Raw genomic sequence first — 25890 nt, 5'->3', positions numbered from 1 at the left:
AAAATATTTTTGGCAAGCAATTTGGAAGATACTCTGCGTTCAACTGAAAATGCTGAACAGTAGTAAAATTTAAAATTAAGAAAGAGTAAAATTAAAAAATTAAAGTTATGAAAAAGTTAATTTTAGGATTAGCGTTAACTGCAGGAACATTCGCATTCGCTCAACAGACAGGAAACACATCTTCTAATCCAGTAGCATTTGGGGTAAAGGGTGGAATGAACGTATCTTCACTTTCAAAAGACAGTGGTCTTGATGATCAGAAATCTAAAATAGGATTCAATGCAGGTGTATTTGCCAACATTCCCTTAGCATCTTCATTCAGCGTTCAGCCTGAGGTATTATATTCACAATATGGTAATAAATCAGACTTTACCACACTAGGAACAAAATATTCAGCTTCTACCAAGTTAGATTATATTACTGTACCGGTAATGTTCCAGTATAACTTAATCCCTGATTTATATGTTGAAGCAGGACCAGAATTCGGTTTCATGGTAAGTGCTAAAAACAAACTAAAAAATGAGTCTAACGGGAACTCTACTACATCAGACAACTACAAAGACAACTTCAATACATTCAACTTTGGTATTGGTCTTGGTGCAGGATATTATTTCACTCCGAACCTTGGACTTACAGCTAGATATGTTGCAGGTTTAACAGATATCGCAAAAAACAGACCTAGCGGTTCTGATGCAGTAAGAAACAATGTATTCCAGGTAGGTTTAGCTTATAAATTCAAATAAGCTTACACATTCACTAACAAATTTTATATTCAATAGAAAAGATCAGATTAATTTTTTAATCTGGTCTTTTTTTTATGGTAACGCATTGATCCTTTGATCAACCATCAAACATATATCCCAAATAGTTGATTTTTCAATCTGTTAAAGATATATAAAGTCTTTATTGAAGGGAGTTCACGGCATATTGTTTGTTGCTTTCCGAGCGTTAAACAACTTAAAATAAAACTAATCTATGAAAAAGATTTTTCCAGGCCTGGCCCTTATCGCAGGTACTTTTGTTTTTGCTCAGAACACTTCAACTGATGCTACTCCACCATCCACAACTTCTTCTAAAATCAAATTCGGTTTGAAAGCAGGACTTAATGTTTCCAATCTTTCCAATATGGATATGAAATCAAAAGCTGGATTTTATGGTGGTGTTTTTATGAATGTTCCTGTCGCTAAGAATTTCTCTGTTCAACCTGAAGTATTATACAGTAATGTGGGTGCCAAACAGAAAGGAGACGGCAATGCAAAACTTGAAGTAGAATATATTTCCATTCCCGTAATGTTTCAATATAAAGTACTTCCTAATCTTTATGTAGAAGCCGGACCTCAGTTTAGCTTCTTAATGGATGCCAGATTAAAGGACAACGTAGGGAGTTTACACCTTAAAGATGCAACCAGAGGCTTTGATTTCGGAATCGGATTGGGAGCAGGTTATGATATCACCAAAAACATTGGTGTGAACATAAGATATACTGCAGGATTCTCTGATATTGTCAATAAAAGTCACAGATATCTGTATGGATATGACAGAACAGGATCAGTGAAGAATGGTGTATTCCAGGTTGGAGTAAACTACAAATTCTAAAGCTTATTTAGCTTTTCTCGTTAAGTTTTTATAATTAAAGTGAAGCCGGATTAAAATTAATCCGGCTTTTTCATGTAAAATAAAGATCTACTTCCCCCAATTTATAGAATAAACACTGGATTTACAATATGTTTTAACTTTGGCACGCCGTTTGATTCTTAATGAAATGTTAAATAAAACTTAATAACTATTAAAATATAAAACTTATGAAAAAAATTCTTTTAGGTCTTGCCCTGGTAGCAGGTACTTTTACTTTCGCTCAAAAGACTTCAACTTCTACTGCTTCATCTTCTCCAGTTAGATTTGGTGTTAAAGCAGGTCTTAATATTTCAACTATTTCGAACAGCGATTTGAATTCAAAAGCTGGATTCTACGGTGGTGTTTTTGCAAACATTCCAGTAGCACAGGATTTCTCTGTACAACCGGAAGTATTATATAGCGGGATGGGTGGTAAAGCTAAATCTAACAGCAATGTAAAACTCAATACGGATTATATCGCAGTACCGGTAATGTTGCAGTACAATCTGATTCCTAATCTATATGTAGAAGCAGGTCCTCAATTCGGGTTCCTTATCAGTGCTAAAGGAAAAGCCAATGGTTCATCTGTAGATGTTAAAGATAATTTGAAAACTTTTGATTTCGGAATTGGTCTTGGAGCTGGATATTATTTCACACAAAATATTGGAGTGAATCTAAGATATACCGCAGGATTATCTGATGTGCCTAAAAATAACCCTGGTGATGCTTCTAGAAACGGAGTATTCCAAATAGGTTTAGCTTATAAATTCTAAGAAATAAGATGAGCTTTTAAAGCAAAATTTCTAACCAATACAAAGCCGGATTAAATATAATCCGGCTTTTTTATTTGGTAGATGCTTTTTGGCAAGAAATTTGCGTACTGAGTAATGATTGTACTCTATTCCGGAAATCCAACGTATGATTCCGTTTTACAATGAAACAGGTATCGGTTCAGTTGATCAATCAATTGAATTTTAATACTCAAACGTAACTATTACCATTATAAACTTTTAACGGGAACATCATTGGGTTTGTTAATGCATAGAATGCAAGGCAGAATACAGGAATGTATTTTGTTCAATAATTAGATACATTTTGATTTCAATAGAAAAAGTCAGGTTTATTAGTTTAAGCCTGACTTTTTCGCTTATTATATGATTTTAACACTTCTCCCCTTTATGACAGATGTTTGTAACAAGGAATAAAAATTAAAACTTTAAATAGGGATATTTATTATTTTCAAAACGATGCCGGGTCTATAAGGTCTGATTTTTAATTTCAGGTTCTGAAATGGTTTGGCTACTCTATTTTATATAAACAGCTTCTGCTTTTAAATTTTTTATCATTTCAATTATCTACAGTAATTTTTTTTAACTCTTTAACTCTTTTCATAAAATAGCCCGTTTGGAATACATTTATTCATTAAAAAGGGATAAATGATTAAAAAAAACTTTCTGAAAAACCCCTTCAAAACCTCTGTAAACAAGCATTTTTCAACTTTGGCAAGCAATTTGCAAAATAATTGGAGTCTGATTGAGAAATCATCTGACGCACAAATAGTAAAATTAAAAAAATAAAATTATGAAGAAGTTATTTTTGGGATTAGCATTAACTGCTGGTACATTAGCTTTCGCTCAAGAGACAGAAACAAAAACAGTAAATGCATCACCACTAAAAAACGATGTTCAACCCGTTAGATTTGGTATTAAGGCAGGGGGAAACTCTTCTTATTTCAGCCAGCAGAAGTTTGGGATCAATACTCAGCAACTAGGTTTCCACGCAGGTGCATTCGTTAATATTCCGATTTCAAAACAATTCAGCATTCAGCCAGAGGTATTGTTCAACCAAATGGGGGCTAAAGATGTAATGTATTCTACAGAAACAGACAATGGCGTTACCAACGTAAAGACTAAAGTACAGAGCAGAGTGCAAATGAACTACATTTCAGTTCCATTAATGGTTCAAATGAGACCTATCGATAAGTTTTATATTGAAGCAGGACCAGAATTCAGTTATTTCCTTAATGGTAAAAACAAATCAGAATCTACTGTAGCAAGTACTACAGGAGGTATTACTACAACTACTGCAAGTTCAAACTCTCAGGATATCGACAAAGATATGATCAACAAATTCAATTTCGGATTGGGTCTTGGTTTAGGGTATGATATCACTTCCAACATTGGTGTAAGTGCAAGATACGTAAACAGCTTAACTAAAATTGATAAAAGCAGACCTGCTGCTGAAAACAACAACAGAGTATTTCAGTTAGGTTTGAACTATAAGTTCTAATTAAAAACCAATTTTTTAACCTAAGTGCATTAACCTGCACGCATAAAATAGCCGAAAGATTTTTCTTCCGGCTATTTATATTTAAAAAAGATTTATTCAAATATTCTGGGATCATCACTGATCACTCCGTCTATTCCCATATTCTTTAATTCCTTCAATCTTTCTTTTGTATTCACAGTCCATGGGATCACTTTCATTCCTAATGCGTGGCATTCTTGTACTAATTGTGGTGTTACAAGATTATGTTCGGGACTATAAATGGCAGGTGTAAAGCTCAAAAATTTCATATCTCCTGCCACTCCGGTCAAATGATCGGGATACATTTTGAATTTTTCTACAGGAATGTTTTTAAAATAAGCCTGTTGCTGAGCCAGCTTTTTATCATCTACTTTTTCAACCAGAAGAGCGGTCATTATTTTAGGATATTCTTTATGAAGGATTTCCAGTGTTCTGGGATCAAAAGACTGGATAATCACTCTGTCCTGAATCTTTTTCTCAACAATAATCTTCATCATCAGATCTACAAATTCTTTCGGTTCCGGATGAAATATGTTATCAGAGAAAGGGCGAGTTTTGGTTTCTATATTATAAAAAGGCAATGGTCTCTTTAGTTCACGGGCATAAGCTTCACATGCGTCTATAACTTCTGAAAAGAGAGGTTTCTGAACCTTCATTTTCTTTTGGTCAGGATAGTTGCTCAGTTTCTTTAAGCCCACATCAAATGTCTTAATCTTTGCGTAAGGCATTTCATAGATTTTATAATAAAAACCTGAGTCTTTTGGAATGTAGGTTCCATCCGGCTTGGTAACCAACTCAGGCGAAAGGAAGGCATCATGGGAAAGAATTACTTTTTTGTCCTTTGTGATAGCCAGATCCATTTCCAGGGTCGTTATATTCATTTTTAAGGCATTTTTCATTGCCGGGATGGTATTTTCCGGGTAAAGAGATTTCCCTCCGCGGTGTGCCTGTTTATCGAAAGATTGTGAAGTGTAAAGCTGGGCAAATACCAGAAAAATACCCGTGAAAAATGCGTTTTTCATATCCTGAAGTTTTAATCAGACAAAATTAAAACTCTATTGTATATTGTATAATACAGGAATATTAAGCTTCTGCTACATTTATAAGAAAAAGAGCCAGGTGATAGCCCGGCTCTTTTGTTTTATGATTTTAATAAAGAGAGATTAGTTGAATAAATCTACCTCTTCTCCTTTTCCTACAGGATATTCTTCTGTAAAGCATCCGAAACAGTGATTGGCAGACCCTAAAATAGTTTTCAGGTTATCTATGCTTAAAAACTCTAAGGAATCTACTCCTAAATAATTTTTAAGTTCTTCTGTCGTCATGTTGGCAGAGATCAGATCATCTTTTGATGGAGTATCAATTCCCAGATAACATGGTGCAATAATTGGTGGAGAAACACTTCTGAAGTGGATTTCCTTTACTCCTGCATCTTTTAGAATTTTAACAAGTCTCTTAGATGTTGTTCCTCTAACGATAGAATCATCAATGATCACTACTCTTTTATCCTTCATCTCAGAGATGATCGGGTTCAGTTTAAGGTTTACTACCCTTTCTCTCATTTCCTGTGTAGGAACAATAAAGCTTCTTCCGATATATCTGTTTTTAATCAAAACAGGACGGAAAGGGATTCCTGAAGCTTTAGAGAAACCAATAGCAGCAGGAACTCCGGAATCCGGAACTCCAATAACCAGATCAGCCTCTACAGGAGCCTGTTCCCAGATTTTCTCTCCAGATTTTTCTCTGATTTCGTATACATTGATGTTTTCTAAAGTAGAGTCAGGTCTTGCAAAGTAAATATATTCAAAAGAACATATTCTCTGCTTTCCTTTCGCCTCATCCATCATATAAGAATGAAGTTTTCCAGGTTCGTTTTCATTAGTATAAATGATCTCACCAGGAAGGATATCACGTACATATTGAGCTCCTACAGCATCCAATGCCACAGATTCTGAAGCTACTACATAAGATCTTTCGTCGATAGCTCCTAAAACCAATGGACGGATTCCGTTGAAGTCTCTGAATGCAAAGAACTTATTTCTTGTCATTCCCACTACGGAATAGGCTCCCTCTATCTTTTCCATCGTTGCTTTAATAGCTCCGCGAAGGCCTAAATCAAGGTTTTTCTGGATCAGTCTAAGGATTACCTCAGAATCTGATGTAGCTCTGAAAACTACGCCTTCCGCCTCTAATTCCTCTTTTAATTCTTTCGCATTGGTAAGGTTACCGTTGTGTGCTATAGAAAGTATAATCTGGTCATATTCGTTTTTCGCGAAAAATGGCTGGAAATTATATTTCTTTTTGTCTCCTGCAGTGGTATAACGGGTATGCCCGATTGCAGAATTTCCCATAAAAGTTTCAGGTTCCTGAATTTCTTTATAAACATCTAAAACCAGACCTTCATCTTTCATATTGGTGATTCTTCCATCTTTTAAAACGGAGATACCACAAGCTTCCTGGCCTCTGTGCTGTAATGCAAAAAGCCCGAACTGTGAAAGAGAGAAAGTATCCAGATCATTATCCGAATACAATCCGAAGATCCCACACTCTTCATTGGGAGCATCCAGTCTTTCCTCTTCCTGAGTTCTGAAAAGATTTCTTCCGTAAGTCTGGGTTTCAAACTGTTTTAAATATTCACTTTTATGAATGTCTAAACTTTTCATTTCTATTTTTTCTAATGATTAGAAGTTAGATATTAGATGTTAGAAATTAGTCTAAGTTAACTTCAGTTTTTAATTTTTGTTTTAAATAACAAATTATTTTCAGAATAATAACCCTTCTCTGAAAGCTTATTTCTGTAAAAGATTTTTAAGACGGTTGTAGATTTCTACATAAGCCTCAGTAACTTCTCCTAAGTCTCTTCTGAATCTGTCTTTGTCAAGCTTCTTCATAGTATCTTTGTCCCAAAGTCTGCAGGTATCCGGAGAAATCTCATCAGCCAGGATAATTTCACCGTCTGAAGTTTTACCTAATTCGATTTTGAAATCTACAAGGATGATATTGATTTTATCAAACAGATCGATAAGGATTTCATTGATATCCGAAGTCAATTCATACATTTCGTCAAGCTCTTCGTAAGTAGCAGCTCCCAAGAAAACAGCGTGGTGATCATTGATAAGCGGATCTCCCAATTCGTCTTTTTTGTAGCAGATATCGAAGATGGTTACCGGAGATTTGATTCCTTCTTCAACTCCTAATCTTTGTGCCATGCTACCAGCAGAGTAATTTCTTACCACCATTTCTAAAGGAATGATAGATACTTTTCTTACCAACTGCTCTCTTTCGTCCAATTGTTTGATGAAATGAGTTTTGATTCCTTTTTCATTTAAGTATTCAAAAATAAGGGTTGTGATGGCGTTGTTCATTTCCCCTTTAAGATCAACCTGACCTTTCTTTTGAGCGTTAAATGCTGTAGCATCGTCTTTGAAACGTACTACTACTTCATTAGGATTATCGGTTGCAAATACTTGTTTTGCTTTCCCCTCGTACAACATTTCTTTCTTTTGACTCATAATTTTACTTTCTAAATTGTAGTTAGATTTATTGATTTATTTTATAATTATTCCTGTTAAGACAGCCAGTCCAAAACTCAGCAGCGTACCAATTAATACATATTCTGTAAGTTTTCTCTGTTTTGCCTGTGCAAGGTCGCTGAACCTGAAAACAGATTTGGCAGCCACCATGAAACCTACGCCTTCCCAGTGATTCACCATGATAAAAGTGAAGACCAGCAGACGTTCTAAAATTCCGATATATTTTCCGGCACTTGATAAAGATTCGGTTTGAATAGTGTTGGGGCCATCCGGAGCAGGTGTCCATGATGACAATAAAATTTTGATAAAAATAGACGCTGGTGTTGTTAAAAACAACGCTGCCATAAGTATCTTTAAAAATTCCTGATCCTGTAAAAATCCAAAGCTGAATTCCTGGAAATAAAATGAAACTCCGATAATCACAAGAACATGCAGCAGCTGATCAATGAAAAACCATCTTTTTTTAGTCTTTACATTTTGAAATGTCAGTTTGGCGGCATCAATAATGAAGTGAGTGATTCCTACCAAAACAGATACCCACCAAAGTTTCAGATCCCAAAGAAAAATAAAGCTTAATGCCGTGTGAATCAGAACATGAAGGTATAAAAACTTACTTTTTAGTTTATAGTTCTCCTTATCTGCAACCCATGAATTTGGCTGAAGTATAAAATCTCCGAGTAGATGTGCCAATATGAGTTTGATAAAGATCATGCCTATAGTTCTGAGATTTTCTTTCTGAAATACTGGTTGGTTTCCACGATAAGCTCATAGTTGGCTCGCTTCAGTCTCTGGCTTACAGAAGACTGTGAAATAGCAAATCTTTTAGCAAGATCTTCCTGGGTAATATCCTGATTCATGATCATTTCATGAATGATCTCCGCCGTAGCCATAGTCCAGTTGTCAAAATCTTTGGAAGACCATTTCAACAGGATATTAAGATCCCTGTCCACTGGGTCGCTGGATGTTTTGATGGCAACGGTGTGACCGTCATTTTTAAGGTCATTAAGCAGTCTTCCGGAATGTACATAGGCCGTACCATTAGATTCTGTGATTTTCTCAGAAGAGAAACTTTCTTCACCAATACCTATGGCCATCCTTACATCTAAATTTTCCAGACTTTTAATAAGAGATTTTATGGCTAGAAACCGCCAGAAAACATCATCAATATTGCATTTGAACTGGAACTCGTCTCCTCTGTAGATTTCCCATGTGCCGGGAGCGCTTCCCCATCTTTCGAGAAGATTTTTAAGTCTGGTAATCCAAACTTCAGTGTCCGCATGCTGTGAATTTATAATATCACCGGTAATGACCGCTATCATACTGCAAATATAAGCATAATTACTTATAAATAAAAAATATAAGCAGAAACACTTATAGATATTGATTATTAGTGAATCTGCTTATATCGATTATGCAGTAACCATAAGGTTTTTAGACTTTTAATGAAAGACTTAAATTTATGAAAATGCAAAAACTGATGAAATTTTTCTTATTACATTTACTTTAACTCTACATTTTTACTTTATTTTTAAGCAAGAAACTATTTCCTGCTATCCGCTCATACTCTATCTTTTAATAAACTGATGGGCCTTATCATCAAGCTGCAAGAAATAAATTCCCGCTGGAATCCCCTTCACTGAAATACTTTTCTTATTTCTGAACGGATCTTTCTCTGTGTAAATCACTTTTCCGGAAAGATCTATAATCCGGGCTGTTTTTACCTGTTCAGCAGTTCCGCTTACATAGAGATCATCGTAAACCGGATTCGGGTATATTTTAAATTCATTGGCAGAAGTAATCAGTTCCGAAGATGACAATGTACCACCAAGGTCCTGACAGTAATTGGACGGATAAGAATCCCATTGACTGATATTAAAAGTACTTGCCGGCTGATTAACCGTACTTTTTCTGTATAAAGATACGTTTCCGTTATTATTGGTAGTATATTTTACGCCGATAGCATCTATCGTAACCGTTTTATTATAAGCAAGCTCCACGTAGTTCTGTCCTGCAAATAACATAGGATCAGAAGCCGTTACAAATCTTGCCTGATCATTGGTATAACATGATAAAGAAGCTTTTGGATTCAAAATAACAAAAGTCTCATTGTTTGCTACTTTACCCTCCAGCTCATAGGTATCCCCACTGTAAATAGCCCCTGAAGAATTGTTTTTAAACTGGATATTGATCCTGTAATTGTTCAAATTGACTTCGTGTCCCGTTTTATTAACGATTTCCAGAGCATTATTTTTAACGAAATCTGTGTTGGTTCCTGATATATACTTTGTAATCATAAGATCCTGAGCATATGAATCCGAAGCAATTGTTGAAGTTGTAACCGTATTACTGAACGGAGATTCCAGATAGGCTTTATCAAAAGCTTTCACTGTAAAAGTATATGTCGTAGCCGGGGTCAGGTGGTCTATGCTTATAGAAGTTCCTTTTGTAACAGCTACAGGTGTTGCTGAACCATTCATATAAATTCTGTATCCTAAAACATCGGTATCAGGAGAAGCTGTCCAGTTCAGATTTACAAAATAAGCGTTCTGCTGCGTTGAAACCAGGGAGCCGGGAGCTGTTGGAGCAACATTATCAGGAGTTTCAGACCAGATCATATCAATCCATTCAGGATGATCAATAAATGGGTTCCTGTTTTTCTGTAGGGTGTATATGGCATTATTCCTGTCGATTTCTCTCTGTGAAACAGGATCTGCGGCACTCCATTGCTTCAGCATAGCAACGTATGGAAGATCAACAGCTCTTTCTTCGGTTCCGTCAAGCGGGCACTGATCTGTAGCCGGGGTTAAGTTGGCTGATGTAGTATAAGCTGTATTAAACGACCCCAGTTTCCCTTCATATCTTACGGCAAAATATAATAAGGTTCTTGCAATATCTCCTTTAAATTCGTTAATAGGTTCGTAAACTCTTCCGGTATAAGGATAATTCGGAATTGCAGCATTGGACATCCTCGAAGTATTGCTGAAAATATAATGATTGGTATTATTTCCTATTCCATAAGGATAATTATTCCTTCGCTGATTGATATAGGCATCAACAGGAATAATGAAGTTCAGATCCGAATACATAGGGTAATCACTTATAGAAGAACTTGTACTGAATGTACTTTGAGGCATCATATGCTCTCTGTTGTAACCCAATCCTTCTCCGGACGCACCAGCTATTAACTGATCCGATTTGTATTCATAAGCATCAGGTCCCAGAGGTATTTCCGAATAAATATCCAGCATGTACTGGGTATTGGAAGCATCATGATCATAATATTTGTCAAGATCAGTCTGGTTATAAAGTGTCTTCAGATCATCATAATGCCAGTTGATCATTTTATACGAAATAATATCGTGTAGCTTCGACTTCAGCGCGTACCCCGTCAATCCGGCTGTTCCGTCATAATATCCGGCAGGTGCCTGAGCAGAAATATATGATGAAATTAAAATGATAGGAAGTAAAATTTTTTTCATGCCTTTAAAATTGGGGAACTAAAATAGTGAAATAAAAAACGGAAAAGATTGAATATTTTATTAAGAAAACATTAATTCATGAAATATAAAAAATTGAAAATTAAACGCATTACCGCTTAAATATTATGAATGAAATAATTTATTTTAGCATTCCATCAATTTGGTTATCTTTGGGCACTAACTATTATGATATGAATACAGAGACTATTGACAACATCAAAATGATAGCGGAGACGGCTAGAGAATTTGCAGAAAAGAACATCAGACCGAACATTATGGAGTGGGATGAAAGCCAGACTTTTCCAAAAGACTTATTCCACCAGTTAGGGGAGATGGGTTTTATGGGAATTGTTGTTCCTGAACAATATGGAGGTTCTGGTTTAGGTTATCATGAGTATGTGACTATTCTGGATGAAATTTCTCAGGTTGACCCATCTATCGGTCTTTCTGTAGCAGCACACAACTCTCTTTGCACCAACCATATCTATGAATTTGGAAATGAAGAACAAAGACATAAATGGCTTCCGCAGCTGGCTTCCGGAAAAGTAATCGGCGCTTGGGGGCTTACAGAACACAATACAGGTTCAGATTCAGGAGGTATGTCTACTACCGCTGTAAAAGATGGTGACGAATGGGTTATCAACGGAGCAAAAAACTTTATCACTCATGCTATTTCAGGAGATATTGCTGTAGTAATGACAAGAACAGGAGAAATAGGTGCTAAGAACAACTCTACCGCTTTTGTTTTAGAAAAAGGAATGCCTGGATTTACTTCCGGGAAAAAAGAAAATAAATTAGGAATGCGTGCTTCTGAAACCGCAGAACTAATCTTTGATAATGTACGCGTACCGGATTCCCACCGTTTAGGTGAAGTAGGTGAAGGTTTCAAGCAGGCTATGAAAGTATTGGATGGTGGTAGAATTTCTATCGCTGCTCTAAGCTTGGGTACTGCAAGAGGAGCTTACAAAGCTGCTTTGAAATATGCAAAAGAAAGACATCAGTTCGGAAAACCTATCGCAGATTTCCAGGCGATCAACTTTATGTTAGCAGATATGGCAACAGAAATTGATGCTGCAGAACTTCTTATCCAAAGAGCTTCTACCTTGAAAAATGCAAAACAGAAAATGACAAAAGAAGGAGCTATGGCTAAACTATATGCTTCTGAAGCTTGTGTGAGAATTTCTAACAATGCTGTTCAGATCTTCGGAGGATACGGTTATACAAAAGATTTCCCGGCTGAAAAGTTCTATAGAGACTCTAAGCTTTGTACAATTGGTGAAGGTACTTCTGAGATTCAGAGACTGGTTATCGGAAGAGATATTACAAAATAAATCTTTTAATCCTAATACAAATGGTCAACGGGGGACAAAGTTCATGGACTTTACAGCCCTTCTATTGAGGATCATATAAATATATTAAGCTGTTTCAAAAATGAAACAGCTTTTTTTGTGGACAAAATGTGTAGCATTTGGTAATATTTACTAAAATTCAATTCACTATTATCACCCAACACAATTAAATATTTAATAAATTTTATTGTCTCATTTTAATAAATTAATAAAAAAAATACACCTATTTCATTTTTTTTACAATTAAAATTCATTTCATCAATTTCACTTTTCTTTTATTAATAGGCTCTTTCAATTATATTCAATGTATCGCATAGTATTTTAAGCCAATATTCCAAATTTCTCTTAAAAAATTTTGTTTTTCATAATATATTTTTCATTAGCTTTGATATTCCACAATCAAATTTAATATTTAATATGAAAAAACAATTAACGCTGATTGGAATGCTCCTTATCTCGGGTGTTTCTTTCGCACAGACTGACCGTCTTTGGTCTGAAGGTTCCAGAAAAGCTTCATCAGAGGTTTTTGAAAACAAAACCGGCATCAGCAACCCTAAGGTTTACAACCTGGACATCAACGGATTGAAAAATGCTCTGGCAAAAGCTCCCAAAAGACTGGCTGTAGGCGAAAAATCTGAACTCATCATCTCTTTTCCAAATTCTGAAGGCAGAATGGAAAATTTTAAAGTGAGAGAGAATTCCAATTTTGCCCCTGAGTTGGCAGCAAAATATCCGGATATCAAGTCCTACGTTGGACAAGGTCTGGATGATCCAAATTCTACAGTCTACTTCAGTGTTTCTCCACTAGGACTGTCTTCCATGGAAATTTATGGTGATAAATCGGCTGTTTTCATTGAGCCTTACACCAAAGATCTTTCTTCTTATGTAGTGTACAGAAAATCTGATAAAAAAGACGATCTTAACAAGTTTGAATGTACAGTAGTAGATGCTGCACAGAAAGGAGTTTCCAACTCTGCTCTTGCGGCAAGACCTAATGCTGATGATGCCAAACTAAGGACGTTCAGATTAGCCTTATCCTGTACCGGAGAATACACTACTTATTTCGGGGGTACAAAAGCTCAGGCTTTAGCTGCAATGAACACCACAATGACCCGTGTAAATGGTGTTTTTGAAAAAGACTTCGCAGCAAGAATGGTTCTGATCGCCAACAATGACGCTGTAATCTACACCAATGCTTCCACAGACCCTTATTCTGCAGCTTCAGGAATGAGCAACTGGAATTCACAGTTACAAAGTACTTTAACTTCTGTAATTGGTGAAGCCAACTATGATATCGGACACTTGTTCGGAGCTTCAGGAGGCGGAGGAAATGCAGGTTGTATCGGCTGTATCTGTACCAACGGATCAAAAGGAAGCGGATATACTTCTCCGGCAGATGCCATCCCTTCAGGAGATAACTTTGATATCGACTACGTGGCTCATGAAATGGGTCACCAGTTCGGAGGAAATCACACATTCTCTATGAACAATGAAGGAACTGGGGCCAATATGGAACCGGGATCAGGATCAACCATTATGGGGTATGCAGGAATTACCAGCCAGGATATCCAGCCGCATTCTGATGCATTTTTCCATGCAATAAGCATTCAGCAGATCACTAATAATATCAAAGCTAAAACCTGCTCTGTCAATACAAACACAGGAAATTCAATTCCGACAGCAAATGCAGGCTTAGACTATACAATTCCAAAAGGAACTCCATTTGTACTGACAGGTACAGGAACGGATGCTGACGGAGATTCTTTAACGTATATCTGGGAGCAAATGGACAATGCTTCTTCTTCTCAAACAGGAGCAAGCTCAGCAGCCAGCGCAACAAAAGCTTCAGGACCGAACTTCAGATCATGGGTTCCTACAACCTCTCCTGCAAGATACTTCCCAAGAATGGCTTCTGTATTAGCAGGTGCAACTACTACAGCAGGTTCCGAAATCACTGTAGAAGCTCTTTCTTCAGTTGCAAGAACATTGAATTTCAGATTCACGGTTCGTGATAACAAAGCCGGAGGCTCAGGAAACAATTCCGATGATGCTGTAATTACAGTTAACTCAACCGCAGGCCCATTCCTTGTAACTTCACAAAACTCAGCAACTACCTATGCAGGAGGAAGCTCTCAAACCATTACATGGGATGTAGCAGGAACTACAGCAAACGGAGTAAATACAGCCAATGTTGACATTCTTTGGTCTACAGACAGCGGAAATACATGGACTACTCTATTAGCCGGAACTCCAAATGACGGTTCACAGGCAGTGACGATTCCTAATGCCAATACATCGACAGGAAGAATTATGGTAAAAGGATCAAACCACATTTTCTTTGATGTTAACAATGCTAACATTTCTGTAAATGCAGGTTCCGGAACTCCTGATACCGTTGCTCCTACAGCTCCTACCCTTGCTGCTTCAGGAACTACTGCTACAACAACTAACCTTTCATGGTCAGGTGCTACCGATAATGTAGGTGTTACCGGATATGATGTATATCAGGGGGCTTCATTAATTGGTTCTACGGCTTCTACTACCTATACTGTAACTGGACTTACTCCATCAACAACGTATTCTTTCTCTGTTAAAGCAAAAGATGCGGCAGGAAATGCTTCTGTTTCCAGCAATACGGTAAGTGTTACCACTCTTGCAGGAGGAAGCGTTTCATATTGCTCTTCTTCAGCATCCAACACCGCTGATGAAAGAATTGGAAATGTGACGTTCGGATCTATAAATAATACTTCTACTGGAACTGCAGGTTATGAAAACTTCACTTCAGTTTCTACTAATGTAACCAGAGGAAGCGCTTATACAATCTCTGTTACTCCGGTTTGGACATCAACAAAATATAGCGAAGCATACGCTGTTTATATTGACTACAACGGTGATGGAGACTTTACAGACAGTGGAGAATTAGCATGGACAAAAGCTGGATCTACAACAAGCCCGGTTACAGGATCTATCACCATTCCGGCTACAGCAACCGTTGGATCTACAAGAATGAGAGTAATGATGAAATATAGTTCAATCCCTACTTCATCATGTGAAGCTTTCACTTATGGCCAGGTTGAGGATTACACCCTTAATATCGTTTCTTCAGGAAAAGGAGATCTTCAGAATACAAAAGATCTGATCACAGATATTAAGCTTTATCCAAACCCTGTAAGAGATATCCTTTATATTTCCAACACAACTTCAGAAGACTATAAAATCTTCGATATGGGTGGAAAACTAATTGATTCAGGAAAACTTCAGAGAGGCTCTGTGAACGTAAGTAATCTTATCAAAGGTGCTTATATGCTTCAAATTGGAGAATCATCTAAAAGATTTATTAAAAATTAATAACTTTTAAAATTAAACGATGTGAAAAACTGCCCTTTACAGGGCAGTTTTATTTTTTACAAAATGTAAAATATTATATTAAATACATTTATAATTGTAATTAATTTCATAAAAATATTTTATTTAAAATAAAATCACTAGTATTTGAGTTTTTTGATTTAAATTTATCGCACAATAATATTCTTTTATTGTACCGTTTACCCCAGTTTGTATTTAAGGGAGCTCCAAAGTTGTTTTTAAACGTCTGACAGTTGCTTCTCTCGACCCTGTTTTATCACACTTGATTTTAAATAATATCTACTGCCGGAAAATCTACTATCAAAGCAGATTCCGATTATTTTTCGATTGGAAAAACATTAATACTATTGATATCAATATTTCCACTTAAGGTTTTTGTAAAGAATGATGTTTCAAAAAAGGTAGCCCCTTCTAATACCTCCTGTTTTAAAATAATTTAAAACTTTTTATATGAAACATTTATTTAAGTACCTCTTTTTTTTAGCCATTACTTCATTCTCGGTTGCCTGTAGCTCAGACAATGATGATGTAATAGACATTAATCCCGATGTCACCACCGTATTCTACAAAAACGCTGATGAACTGGCGGTAACTTATGACCCCAACAATACAGTAAGCATAACCGTTAGAAACCAGGCATACGATCTTTACAGACGAGGAAAATGGAGCGAGCTGGAATCGCTTTTTAAGGCTAATAATTTAAATGGCGGATGGCCACCTGCCAACGGAGGCTACAATATCGTTGATGATGTTGCTTTACAGGTTGGGCAGAAATTTGACAGATACAGCGGAGCTGTAGGCAGTTACAACGGAACAGGTGTTCCTACTTTGGGAGGAAGCTTTACAAGTCCTATCATCAACGGATATACCTATACGTTTACCCAAAGAGCATTAAACCAGGCTGAAGACAAGTATGATTTCTATTATGAGATTGATGTTCTGAATAATTCAATGCAGTTCAAAACCCAGACAGCAGACATCATTCCTTGGTTTAGCCAGGCAGGGAAAGGAAAACAAACCATGTGGAAAATCCCGGTTGACATCAATACAGGTTATCAGAAAACATGGAATAAGCTGGCAGAAGAAGGTTATATAAAAGTCACTATTAAGAAAAGTCCAAGCGGAAAATATCCTAACTTAGTAGGCACAGTTATTCAGCCATAAAATTATTCTGATGTATTCAATTTCAAATAAAATAAGCATTACTAAAAAAGCTTCTGTTACAAAAAGCACTTTCATCAATGATGAGGCTCTTCCCTCAGCCATTACCACTTTTACCTGCTGTAGTTGCGGTCATGAAAATACCATTGAGATAAAGCCTTACGAATCAGGATTTCCAATCTTCAAATTATATAATGAAGATAAAGTAATATCTAAAAGTGAATTGTTAAAACATGGAATTGTTAATGAAACTTCCCAAAGAATGCTTCATTTCGGAGAACTGACAGTCAATGATCAGCCAACTTTATACTTTGGTACTGACTGCACATCATGTCATTCAAAATACATTGGTGTATTTAGTTATGGTGAAAAACAGCCGGGCTTGACGACATTAAGTATCTCAGGCATCTGGAAATATGAAGAATTAAAATAATCGATTATAATCAACCAATTTAAAAACAAAACCACAATTTTCATGTTGTGGTTTTTAATTTTTATAGATTCAATTTTGTCCACAGATAACCTTTAGATTTATAAAAGGATTTTAATTTTCAAAACATAATTAAATATACCATTCTACTTAAACACAAACATCAGTGAAAATCTGTATCATCTGTGGTTATGTAAACACAAAAAAATAAGAACAAAATCTGATATCATAATTCTCCCCAACCTCTTTATTTATACATTTCCTTCTGTACATTTCACATTTTACAAATCCTTTTCTATCTTTGTGGGAAATAAAAAAATTCATGGATAAAATTGATAGTCTGAACCAAGTAGCAGAATTCCATACTACTTTCAAAGCCCCTATTTTAGATACCCCACAAATTCCTTCTCCGGAAAGATGCAATCTGAGAGTAGAACTTTTACAGGAAGAACTAAACGAACTGAAGCAGGCAATTGCGGACAATAATATTGTAGAAATTGCAGATGCATTATGTGATCTTCAGTATGTTTTGAGTGGTGCTGTGCTGGAATTCGGACTTGGCAGCAAATTTGTAGAGCTATTCAACGAAGTTCAGCGTTCCAATATGTCGAAGGCGTGTGATAATGTAGAGCAGGCAAAGGAAACCGTTGAATTCTACAAAGAGAAGGAAGTAGAATCTTTTTATGAAAAGTCCGGAGAAAAATTTAATGTTTACAGACAGGCCGATCATAAAGTATTAAAAAACAAATACTACTCTCCTGCTGATTTAAAATCAATTATCGAGAAATAATTATGAAAAAATTTATTACCAATATTGTTGCCTTTTCAAGCTTATTTTTAGCTGCACAACAGCTTAGCGCTCAAAAATTAGTGGTAAACCGCGAGGTTGAAACTCAGAAAGACGGCAAAATGCTTTTGGGAAACCAACTGAAAGAGCAGTTTTTGAAGGCTCCTTATGCAGATTGGTATGTAAAGGAGCATGATGAATATGCCCTTGACCAAAAAGCAGTCAGTGAACTAAAAAAAGAGAAAATCGGGACCTATGACATGATTGTTTTCATGGGAACATGGTGTGAAGACAGCCACAGAGATTTTCCAAGGCTGATGAAAATATTGGAAGCCGTAAACTATCCGGAAAATAAATTAAACATTATTGCCGTAAACCGTAAGAAAGAATCTCCTACCGGGGATGAAAGTCTTTATAATCTTCAGAAGGTCCCTACCATTATCCTTAAAAGATATGGAAAAGAGATTGGAAGAATCGTAGAAATGCCTACTACGGGTTATATTGAAAGAGATTTGGTTGAAATCCTTAAAAAGAACGATTCCTCAGTTATTAAAGAAATTTTTAAATAGATTTTGAGAAATTATAGAACAATCCTGTCCTTTGCAGCCGGCGCCGGCGCTATGGTGCTTCTGTTTTTTGGTCTGAAGTCCTGTCTGAACCTTGGAACTAAAACTGAACAGTCGGATTATTATATTCTGACCAATCAGATTTCCAAGATGAATAAGATGGTGGTGCTGGAACAGAACACTTCCAGTATGCAGAAAACCAAAATGGGCTATGAAGTATTCGGGAAAGAAGTTTCCAGCAACAGCATTATTACATATACAAAGACCAATGCACAGGTTTCTTATGATCTTAATAAAATGAAGATCGAAGTAGATTCCATCAACAAAAAGCTGGTTATTACAGAACTTCCTGACGCTGAGATCAGAATTACACCGAGTGTTGAGATTCAATCTTTAGATGATTCTTTCATTAACAGAATTTCGGAAAAAGATATTAAGAATGTTACCGCAAAAGCTAAAGAAACGGCAGAAAAATCAATTGATCAGAATCAACTGAGAAATGAGGGTCGTAAACAGCTGATGGAAAACCTGAATAATGTTTTTGTTTTGGCAAAAGCGCTGAATTATACCATTGAGGATAAAACCGGGAAAATTGGTATTTTAGGACTTTAGGATAAAATATTTCGGTTTGGCAAACCCTTTGAATGATACTATCCATATTCTTGAAATTAAAAAATTTAAGTCATGGATACAAAAGGAAACACCAAAAAGAAAGAATCTGCCAATACTGCAGAAACTAAAAAGCAAAATCAGGATTTTCAGAACATTCCTGCTGCATCGAAAAAGTCTAATCCGCCTGATATTGACAAAGAAGATATTCAGAAATCTTCAAAGAACAAATCAGGAAAAACGGATAATACAAAAAAATAAAAAAGCCATCAGGCCTTTATAATTGAAAAGTTCCGTCTCATACGAGGCGGAACTTTTCTTTCTAACTATCTAATTGAACTTTTTGTTTTTCTATACAATGGTTGATTTTCCGATCTTTATATTTTCTAAATTATAATACAATTTTTCGGAATATCTGATATGGTCTGCAATAAAGCTTCCCACTTCACTTGTTGAGTAATATTGTTTGGTATTAAGATCAATCGTGACATATTTGTTCTCAATAGCATGTTCTACAGATTGTCTTAATTTATCTGCTGCTGCCTGTAAATTCAGATGGTCCAGCATCATGGCCACACTTAAAATAGAAGCAATAGGATTGGCAATTCCTTTCCCTTTGGCCTGCGGGTAAGATCCATGGATAGGCTCAAATAAAGCATTCTTCTCTCCTACCGAAGCAGACGGAAGCAGTCCGATGGAACCACCAATCACGCTGGCTTCATCTGAAATAATATCTCCAAACATATTTTCAGTCAAAATAACATCAAAATGTTTAGGATTAAGAATCAGCTGCATGGCGGCATTATCTACAAACATATAATCAAGCTGTACATCAGGATATTCCGGTGCAATTTCCTGACACGTTTTTCTCCATAATCTTGAAGTGTCAAGAACATTGGCTTTATCAATAAGGGTAAGCTTTTTCTTTCTTTTCTGAGCTTCCTGAAATGCCATATGCGCAATCGGAATAATATCTTCACGGCTGTATTTGCAGACATCATAAGCATACTCTCCTTCGGGATCTGTAAATTTTTCACCAAAATAAATCCCGCTTACCAACTCTCTGAAAATCTGAATATCAGCCCCATCAATAATCTCTCTTTTAAGCGGACTTTTATCAATCAGGGACGGATATGTTTTCAAAGGACGGATATTGGCGAATAAACCCAGTTCTTTGCGGAGTTTCAATAAGCCTTGTTCCGGTCTTACTTTCGCTTCAGGATTATTATCAAAAACCGGATCACCAATGGCTCCGAAAAGTACAGCATCAGAATCTTTACAGATCTTTAATGTTTCTTCAGGCAAAGGATTTCCTGTTTTGAAAATAGCTTCTGCCCCAATTAATCCATAGTCAAAATGGAATTTACATTGAAAAGCCTCAGCAATAACATCTAATATTTTAATGCTTTCACTGATGATTTCCGGGCCAATCCCATCTCCGGGAAGAACCGCGATTTTAAAATAATTGTTGCTCATTTGTTTTTTGTGTCTTTAGTTCAAAATTTGTGATCGTCTGTTTCCTGCTGATTAAAAAATCAATGTCATCATAACCATTCAACAGGCATATCTTTTTATAGGAATCAATCTCAAAAGTCTCCGTTGTATCTTTAAAGCTTACGGATTGTAATTCAACATCAATCGCGATCTCATTGTCAGGATTTTCATTGATTCCTTCTAAAATTTCTTTTAAAAATTCTTCAGATACTTTCACCGGAAGAAGTCCGTTATTTAAAGCATTTCCTTTGAAAATATCAGCGAAATAACTGGAAATAATTACTTTGAATCCATAATCTGTCAAAGACCAGGCTGCGTGTTCACGGCTGCTTCCACAACCGAAATTGTTTCCTGCAACCAAGATTTCACCACTGAATTTAGGATTATTTAAAACAAAATCAGGATTGGGTTCTCCTGTATGGATATTGAATCTCCAGTCTCTGAACAGGTTTTCCCCGAACCCTTTTCTGTCTATACTTTTCAGAAATCTGGCCGGAATAATCTGGTCTGTATCTATATTTTCTGCCGGCAATGGAACTGCGCGGGATTTTAAAACAACTAATTTTTGCATGTATTCTACATTGTTAGACTTGAACCACAAAAGTCACAAAAGTTTTTTTCACCTCAGTTTACTTAAGGATGGATAAAAGAATCCATATAAGAAGTTCGCAAAAGAATGAAAATCAAAAATTTTCATAAGCTTAAGTACTCTATTTATGTAAGCAAATGATAACTTCTTCTTACAAACGACACAATCTTTTGTGCCTTTTGTGGTTAAAATAAATTTAAAATTACTTTTAGTTTAAACTTTCAAAAGCTGAAATCTTACCTTCTATCGCTGCTTTTGCTGCAGTAAGCGGGCTGGCAAGAATTGTTCTTGAACCTTGTCCCTGTCTGCCTTCAAAGTTTCTGTTGGAAGTGGAAACACAATATTCACCTTCAGGAATTTTATCATCATTCATCGCCAGACATGCTGAGCATCCCGGCTGACGGATCTGAAATCCTGCATCATTGAATATTTTATCCAGGCCTTCCTCATAAATCTGTTTAACTACCTGTTGAGATCCGGGAACAATCAGAGCTTTTACAGCTTCCGATTTGCTTTTCCCTTTAATATATTGAGCTGCAGAGCGGAAATCCTCTATTCTTGCATTGGTACAGCTTCCTATGAAAACATAATTAACTTTGATGCTGTTAACGGTCTGTCCGGCTTCCAATCCCATATATTGTAATGCTTTCTCCTCCGATTCATTCTGCGGAGCCGGAATCACCTCACGGATTGAAATACCCATTCCAGGGTTGGTACCGTAAGTAATCATTGGGTAGATATCAGAAGCATCAAAACTGAGTTCTTTATCAAATGAAGCTCCTTCATCTGTTTTCAAAGTCTTCCAATACTCTACTTTCTCTTCCCATTCTTCTCCTTGCGGAGCAAATTTTCTTCCGTGAACATATTCAAAAGTTGTTTCATCGGGAGCAATCATTCCGCCTCTGGCACCCATTTCAATGCTCATATTACAGACTGTCATTCTTCCTTCCATAGACATTTCCTCAAATACATTGCCTGCATACTCACAGAAGTATCCTGTTCCACCGTCAGTTCCTATTTTTGAAATGATATAAAGAATCACATCTTTGGGCTGAACATTTTCATTCAGTGTACCATTGACTGTAATTTTCATTGATTTTGGTTTATTAAGCAACAGACATTGGCTGGCAAATACCTGTGCCACCTGACTGGTTCCGATTCCAAAAGCAATAGATCCAAATGCACCATGGGTAGACGTGTGGCTGTCTCCACAAACAATACTCATTCCTGGTTGGGTAATTCCTAATTCCGGAGCGATAATATGAACGATTCCCTGATATTGGTGTCCCAATCCGAAGAGTTCGATATTGTTTTTCTTACAGTTTTCCGTAAGCTGTTCTACCTGGTTTCTTGAAAGGTCATCCCTGATAGGCTGTTCCTGGTTCAGAGTGGGCACGTTATGATCAGCTGTTGCTACAATCTGTTCCGGTCTGAATATTTCCAGATTTCTGGATTCAAGTTCTGCAAAAGCCTGAGGACTGGTTACCTCATGGATAAGATGTTTGTCTATATAAATAATCTGAGGTCCGTCAGGAATAGTTTCTACCACGTGAGCGTCCCATACTTTATCAAAAAGTGTCTTTTTACTGTTGTTCATTTTACTTTTATGTTGATTTAAAATCAAACCTATCCTATTTTTCTGTTGAAAGAATCCATCATCAAGCTCAGATCATCGTTTCCTATTTCCTTTTTAAGATCAGCGATTTTCAAAAATTCCTGATACAGATAATCAAGTTCATTTTTGGTAACCTCATAGCCAATATGTTTGAAGCGGTAAGCCAGTGCTGAACGTCCGCTTCTGGCGGTAAGAATAATGGAAGAAGCATTCACGCCTACTTCTGCAGGATCTATGATTTCATAAGTTTCTCTGTTTTTGATCACTCCATCCTGATGAATTCCTGAGCTGTGAGCAAAAGCGTTGGCTCCTACAATCGCTTTATTGGGCTGTACAGACATTCCCATCAGATCAGATACCATCGCACTCATTTCATTAAGCATTCTTGAATTGACATCGGTATGAAGATTCAAGTCTTTATGCTGTTTTAAAATCATGACAACTTCCTCCAAAGCCGTATTACCAGCTCTTTCTCCCAATCCGTTGATAGTACATTCAATCTGGCGTGCTCCATTGATAGCTCCCGCGATAGAATTGGCTGTAGCCAGTCCCAGATCATTATGGCAATGACATGAAAGCACCGCTTTTTCAATTCCTTTTACATTTTCTCTCAGATACTTTATTTTCTGACCATACTCTTCTGGCAGACAATAGCCTGTGGTATCGGGAATATTTAAAACCGTTGCTCCGGCTTTGATAACAGCCTCACAAACTCTTGCCAGATATTCATTATCCGTTCGCCCGGCATCTTCAGCATAAAATTCCACATCTTCTACATAAGTTTTGGCATATTTTACCGCTTCGGCTGCTCTTTCAATAATATCTTCTCTTGTTGAGTTGAATTTATATTTAATGTGAGAATCAGAAGTTCCGATTCCGGTATGTATTCTTGGTCTCTTTGCAAACTTCAGTGCTTCTGCGGCTACATCAATATCTTTTTTATTCGCTCTTGTCAGCCCGCATACTTTCGCTTTTCTTACCAGTTTTGAAATTTCTGAAACCGATTCAAAATCTCCCGGACTGGAAATCGGGAATCCCGCTTCAATGATATCAATCCCCAGCTCATCAAGCTTTTCTGCAATAATCAGTTTTTGTTCCGTATTCAGTTTACATCCCGGAACCTGCTCCCCATCTCTTAGTGTTGTATCAAAAATTTCAATTTTTTCGGAATTCATAAGTGAAGATTTTTACTTAATTTTGGTTCAAAACTACGGGTTGCAATATTTTTCCATTTTCACTTTTTCTGAAAATTACAATATTCAACAGTTGAAAAAACAATCGTATTCATTTATTAATCAGTATTTTAATTTATAAAAATTTACAATGGCAGAATTGCAGAAAGATTTTTTGTTTGTATTGGTAAAGTCATTGACCACCTCTGAAAAACGACAGTTTAAGTTGTATGTGAACCGTCTGGGAATTAATGTAGATGCCAAATTTCTGCTGCTCTTTTCCGAAATGGATAAGATGAAGGAATATGATGAAACTGTGATTATTGAGAAAAAAATTTCCACCAAACAGCAGCTTTCCAATCTTAAAGCCCATCTTTACAAACAGATCCTGGTAAGCCTTCGTATGAACCCGAGCCATCAGAACTATAGAATTCAGCTTCGTGAACAGCTGGATTTTGCTAATATTCTGTATCAGAAAGGTCTTTACAAACAAGCTCTGAAGATATTGGACAAAACCAAGCAATCTGCACTGGAACTGGATGAAAAAAGTATCGCTTCAGAAATTATTGACCTTGAAAAAGTAATTGAATCACAATTCATTACCCGAAGTATTGAAGGCCGTGCCGAAGAGCTGATCAAGCAATCGCAGGAAATAAGCAAACAGAACCGTTATACCACAAAACTGTCTAATCTTTCTCTTAAATTATACAGTGAAATGCTTACTCACGGCTACGTAAAAAATGATGCAGACCGGCAGGAAGTAATGGATGTTTTTAATGCCCAGATAAAAAATATAAACCCTGAGAAGCTAAACTTCACTGAAAAACTATGGTATTATAAAGCCCATGTCTGGAAAAACCAACTTTTGCAGGATTATAAATATACCTTGAAATACGCTTATCAGTGGGTAGATCTTTTTCATAAAAAGCCTGAAATGATCTACAGCCACCCGGTTTGGTATATCAAAGGGAACACTTATCTCTTGAAGATCCTGTTTTTGTACGGAAATATTGATATTCTGGAGGAGCATTTCGCAAATTTTAATACAATGGTACATGCTGAGAATTTTGTGCAGAATGAAAATCTTCAGTCCCTTATTTTCCTTACCCATTACAATACGCTGATGAATATTCACTTTGTGAAAGGTGAATTTTTCACAGGAACCAAGCTTATTCCTGAAGTGGAATTAAAGATGGAAAAACTCAGAGAAAGAATTGATGAGCACCATTTTATGATTCTCTATCTGAAAATGGCCGCTATGTTCTTTGGCAGTAAAATGTTTGATAAATCTATTGAGTATTCTATGAGAGTCATAGAATCTAAAGGAAATGTACAGGAAGATCTGCTGTTTCATACCAGAATTCTGATCTTAATGGCAAAATATGAGTCTGGAAATGATGAAGATTATGATGAATTTATCGCTTCTACTTTAAAGTTTGCAAAAAAAATGAAAAAGCCGGAAGAGTTCCATTTTGAAAGTATCCAGTTTTTTAAAACTCTTAATAATCAGGTATTGGATCAAAGGCAGAAGGCATTTGAAACTTTTGATAAAAAGCTGGAAGCCTATTCTAAAAATGAATATTACAGACGTTCATTATTTTATATTGATATCCATGGATGGATCAAATCTAAGGTCCAGAATGTCGATGTGATCGAGATTATCAAGCAAAAGGTCAGATATAAAAGAAAACATTAAATAAAACAATTTATTGGGTGTTTTGTTTTTAATATAATCTCTCACAGATTTATTATTAACAGGTCGCTCCTCTGGAGCTATAATTTTAGAACAAATATGTTCTATTAACAATTAGCTCCTATT

At 36.3% G+C, this 25890-nt stretch carries 23 protein-coding genes; 13 read left to right on the top strand and 10 right to left on the bottom strand.

Annotation, left to right across the window (positions count from 1 at the left end; genetic code table 11):
• The first annotated feature begins 107 nt into the window (after positions 1 to 107).
• The 4 genes from FN817_RS04435 (at position 108) to FN817_RS04420 (ending at position 3903) form a co-directional block, all read left to right on the top strand.
• The gene (locus FN817_RS04435; RefSeq protein WP_142716885.1) at positions 108 to 743 is read left to right on the top strand and encodes a porin family protein; all 636 of its coding nucleotides are present in this window, start codon (positions 108 to 110) and stop codon (positions 741 to 743) included.
• A 232-nt stretch (positions 744 to 975) separates the two neighbouring features.
• On the top strand, positions 976 to 1596 hold the full coding sequence (locus FN817_RS04430; protein ID WP_142716884.1) for a porin family protein: 621 nt from the start codon (positions 976 to 978) through the stop codon (positions 1594 to 1596).
• 206 nt (positions 1597 to 1802) lie between these two features.
• The gene (locus tag FN817_RS04425; protein ID WP_142716883.1) at positions 1803 to 2387 is read left to right on the top strand and encodes a porin family protein; all 585 of its coding nucleotides are present in this window, start codon (positions 1803 to 1805) and stop codon (positions 2385 to 2387) included.
• A gap of 808 nt (positions 2388 to 3195) precedes the next feature.
• Positions 3196 to 3903: a porin family protein gene (locus FN817_RS04420; protein ID WP_142716882.1), complete on the top strand. Its 708-nt coding sequence runs from the start codon at positions 3196 to 3198 to the stop codon at positions 3901 to 3903.
• A gap of 92 nt (positions 3904 to 3995) precedes the next feature.
• Here the strand turns inward: FN817_RS04420 and FN817_RS04415 are convergent, their stop codons facing one another.
• The 6 genes from FN817_RS04415 to FN817_RS04390 form a co-directional block, all read right to left on the bottom strand.
• The gene (locus FN817_RS04415) at positions 3996 to 4943 is read right to left on the bottom strand and encodes a glycerophosphodiester phosphodiesterase family protein (protein WP_142716881.1); all 948 of its coding nucleotides are present in this window, start codon (positions 4941 to 4943) and stop codon (positions 3996 to 3998) included.
• A gap of 141 nt (positions 4944 to 5084) precedes the next feature.
• On the bottom strand, positions 5085 to 6584 hold the full coding sequence (gene purF, locus FN817_RS04410; RefSeq protein WP_047422921.1) for an amidophosphoribosyltransferase: 1500 nt from the start codon (positions 6582 to 6584) through the stop codon (positions 5085 to 5087).
• A gap of 126 nt (positions 6585 to 6710) precedes the next feature.
• On the bottom strand, positions 6711 to 7433 hold the full coding sequence (gene purC, locus FN817_RS04405) for a phosphoribosylaminoimidazolesuccinocarboxamide synthase (protein ID WP_106915727.1): 723 nt from the start codon (positions 7431 to 7433) through the stop codon (positions 6711 to 6713).
• A 36-nt stretch (positions 7434 to 7469) separates the two neighbouring features.
• Positions 7470 to 8165, bottom strand: a complete 696-nt coding sequence (locus FN817_RS04400; RefSeq protein WP_142716880.1) for a DUF3307 domain-containing protein — start codon at positions 8163 to 8165, stop codon at positions 7470 to 7472.
• 2 nt (positions 8166 to 8167) lie between these two features.
• Positions 8168 to 8773, bottom strand: coding sequence for a SatD family protein (locus FN817_RS04395; RefSeq protein ID WP_047422919.1), 606 nt, complete (start codon positions 8771 to 8773; stop codon positions 8168 to 8170).
• A gap of 246 nt (positions 8774 to 9019) precedes the next feature.
• Positions 9020 to 10933, bottom strand: a complete 1914-nt coding sequence (locus FN817_RS04390; RefSeq protein WP_142716879.1) for an endonuclease — start codon at positions 10931 to 10933, stop codon at positions 9020 to 9022.
• Positions 10934 to 11124: 191 nt separating this feature from the next.
• Here FN817_RS04390 and FN817_RS04385 point away from each other — a divergent pair, with 191 nt between their 5' ends.
• From FN817_RS04385 to FN817_RS04350, 8 genes are all read left to right on the top strand, one after another.
• Entirely contained in the window at positions 11125 to 12264 is a 1140-nt protein-coding gene (locus FN817_RS04385) for an acyl-CoA dehydrogenase family protein (RefSeq protein ID WP_047422917.1), read from the top strand.
• A gap of 435 nt (positions 12265 to 12699) precedes the next feature.
• Positions 12700 to 15630 carry a reprolysin-like metallopeptidase gene (locus FN817_RS04380; RefSeq protein ID WP_142716878.1) on the top strand — a complete coding sequence of 977 codons (2931 nt, stop codon included), beginning with the start codon at positions 12700 to 12702 and terminating at the stop codon, positions 15628 to 15630.
• 468 nt (positions 15631 to 16098) lie between these two features.
• Positions 16099 to 16812: a glycohydrolase toxin TNT-related protein gene (locus FN817_RS04375; protein ID WP_142716877.1), complete on the top strand. Its 714-nt coding sequence runs from the start codon at positions 16099 to 16101 to the stop codon at positions 16810 to 16812.
• A gap of 10 nt (positions 16813 to 16822) precedes the next feature.
• Complete coding sequence (locus FN817_RS04370; RefSeq protein WP_142716876.1) at positions 16823 to 17242, top strand: hypothetical protein; 420 nt, start codon at positions 16823 to 16825, stop codon at positions 17240 to 17242.
• Positions 17243 to 17561: 319 nt separating this feature from the next.
• Positions 17562 to 18029 carry a pyrophosphohydrolase domain-containing protein gene (locus FN817_RS04365; RefSeq protein ID WP_142716875.1) on the top strand — a complete coding sequence of 156 codons (468 nt, stop codon included), beginning with the start codon at positions 17562 to 17564 and terminating at the stop codon, positions 18027 to 18029.
• 2 nt (positions 18030 to 18031) lie between these two features.
• Positions 18032 to 18595, top strand: coding sequence for a TlpA family protein disulfide reductase (locus tag FN817_RS04360; RefSeq protein ID WP_142716874.1), 564 nt, complete (start codon positions 18032 to 18034; stop codon positions 18593 to 18595).
• A gap of 3 nt (positions 18596 to 18598) precedes the next feature.
• A complete protein-coding gene (locus FN817_RS04355; RefSeq protein ID WP_142716873.1) occupies positions 18599 to 19204 on the top strand; it encodes a DUF4230 domain-containing protein in 606 nt (201 codons plus the stop codon).
• A 72-nt stretch (positions 19205 to 19276) separates the two neighbouring features.
• Positions 19277 to 19462: a hypothetical protein gene (locus FN817_RS04350; protein ID WP_142716872.1), complete on the top strand. Its 186-nt coding sequence runs from the start codon at positions 19277 to 19279 to the stop codon at positions 19460 to 19462.
• 90 nt (positions 19463 to 19552) lie between these two features.
• On the opposite strand, the gene leuB is transcribed toward FN817_RS04350, so the two are convergent.
• The 4 genes from leuB to FN817_RS04330 all read right to left on the bottom strand — a co-directional run bounded on the left by leuB (position 19553) and on the right by FN817_RS04330 (position 24074).
• On the bottom strand, positions 19553 to 20677 hold the full coding sequence (gene leuB, locus FN817_RS04345) for a 3-isopropylmalate dehydrogenase (protein ID WP_142716871.1): 1125 nt from the start codon (positions 20675 to 20677) through the stop codon (positions 19553 to 19555).
• Positions 20658 to 21266 (bottom strand): 3-isopropylmalate dehydratase small subunit, encoded by a 609-nt coding sequence (gene leuD, locus FN817_RS04340; RefSeq protein ID WP_142716870.1) that lies wholly within the window; start codon positions 21264 to 21266, stop codon positions 20658 to 20660. The genes leuB and leuD overlap by 20 nt, the downstream gene beginning before the upstream one ends.
• A gap of 226 nt (positions 21267 to 21492) precedes the next feature.
• On the bottom strand, positions 21493 to 22881 hold the full coding sequence (gene leuC / locus FN817_RS04335; RefSeq protein WP_142716869.1) for a 3-isopropylmalate dehydratase large subunit: 1389 nt from the start codon (positions 22879 to 22881) through the stop codon (positions 21493 to 21495).
• A gap of 29 nt (positions 22882 to 22910) precedes the next feature.
• On the bottom strand, positions 22911 to 24074 hold the full coding sequence (locus FN817_RS04330) for a 2-isopropylmalate synthase (RefSeq protein ID WP_142716868.1): 1164 nt from the start codon (positions 24072 to 24074) through the stop codon (positions 22911 to 22913).
• Between the two features lie 148 nt (positions 24075 to 24222).
• Here FN817_RS04330 and FN817_RS04325 point away from each other — a divergent pair, with 148 nt between their 5' ends.
• A complete protein-coding gene (locus FN817_RS04325; protein WP_142716867.1) occupies positions 24223 to 25767 on the top strand; it encodes a hypothetical protein in 1545 nt (514 codons plus the stop codon).
• Positions 25768 to 25890: the final 123 nt, after the last annotated feature.

The sequence above is a fragment of the Chryseobacterium rhizoplanae genome (assembly GCF_900182655.1).
GTDB classification, from domain to species: domain Bacteria; phylum Bacteroidota; class Bacteroidia; order Flavobacteriales; family Weeksellaceae; genus Chryseobacterium; species Chryseobacterium rhizoplanae.
This window is presented reverse-complemented; position numbering and strand designations above follow the sequence as displayed.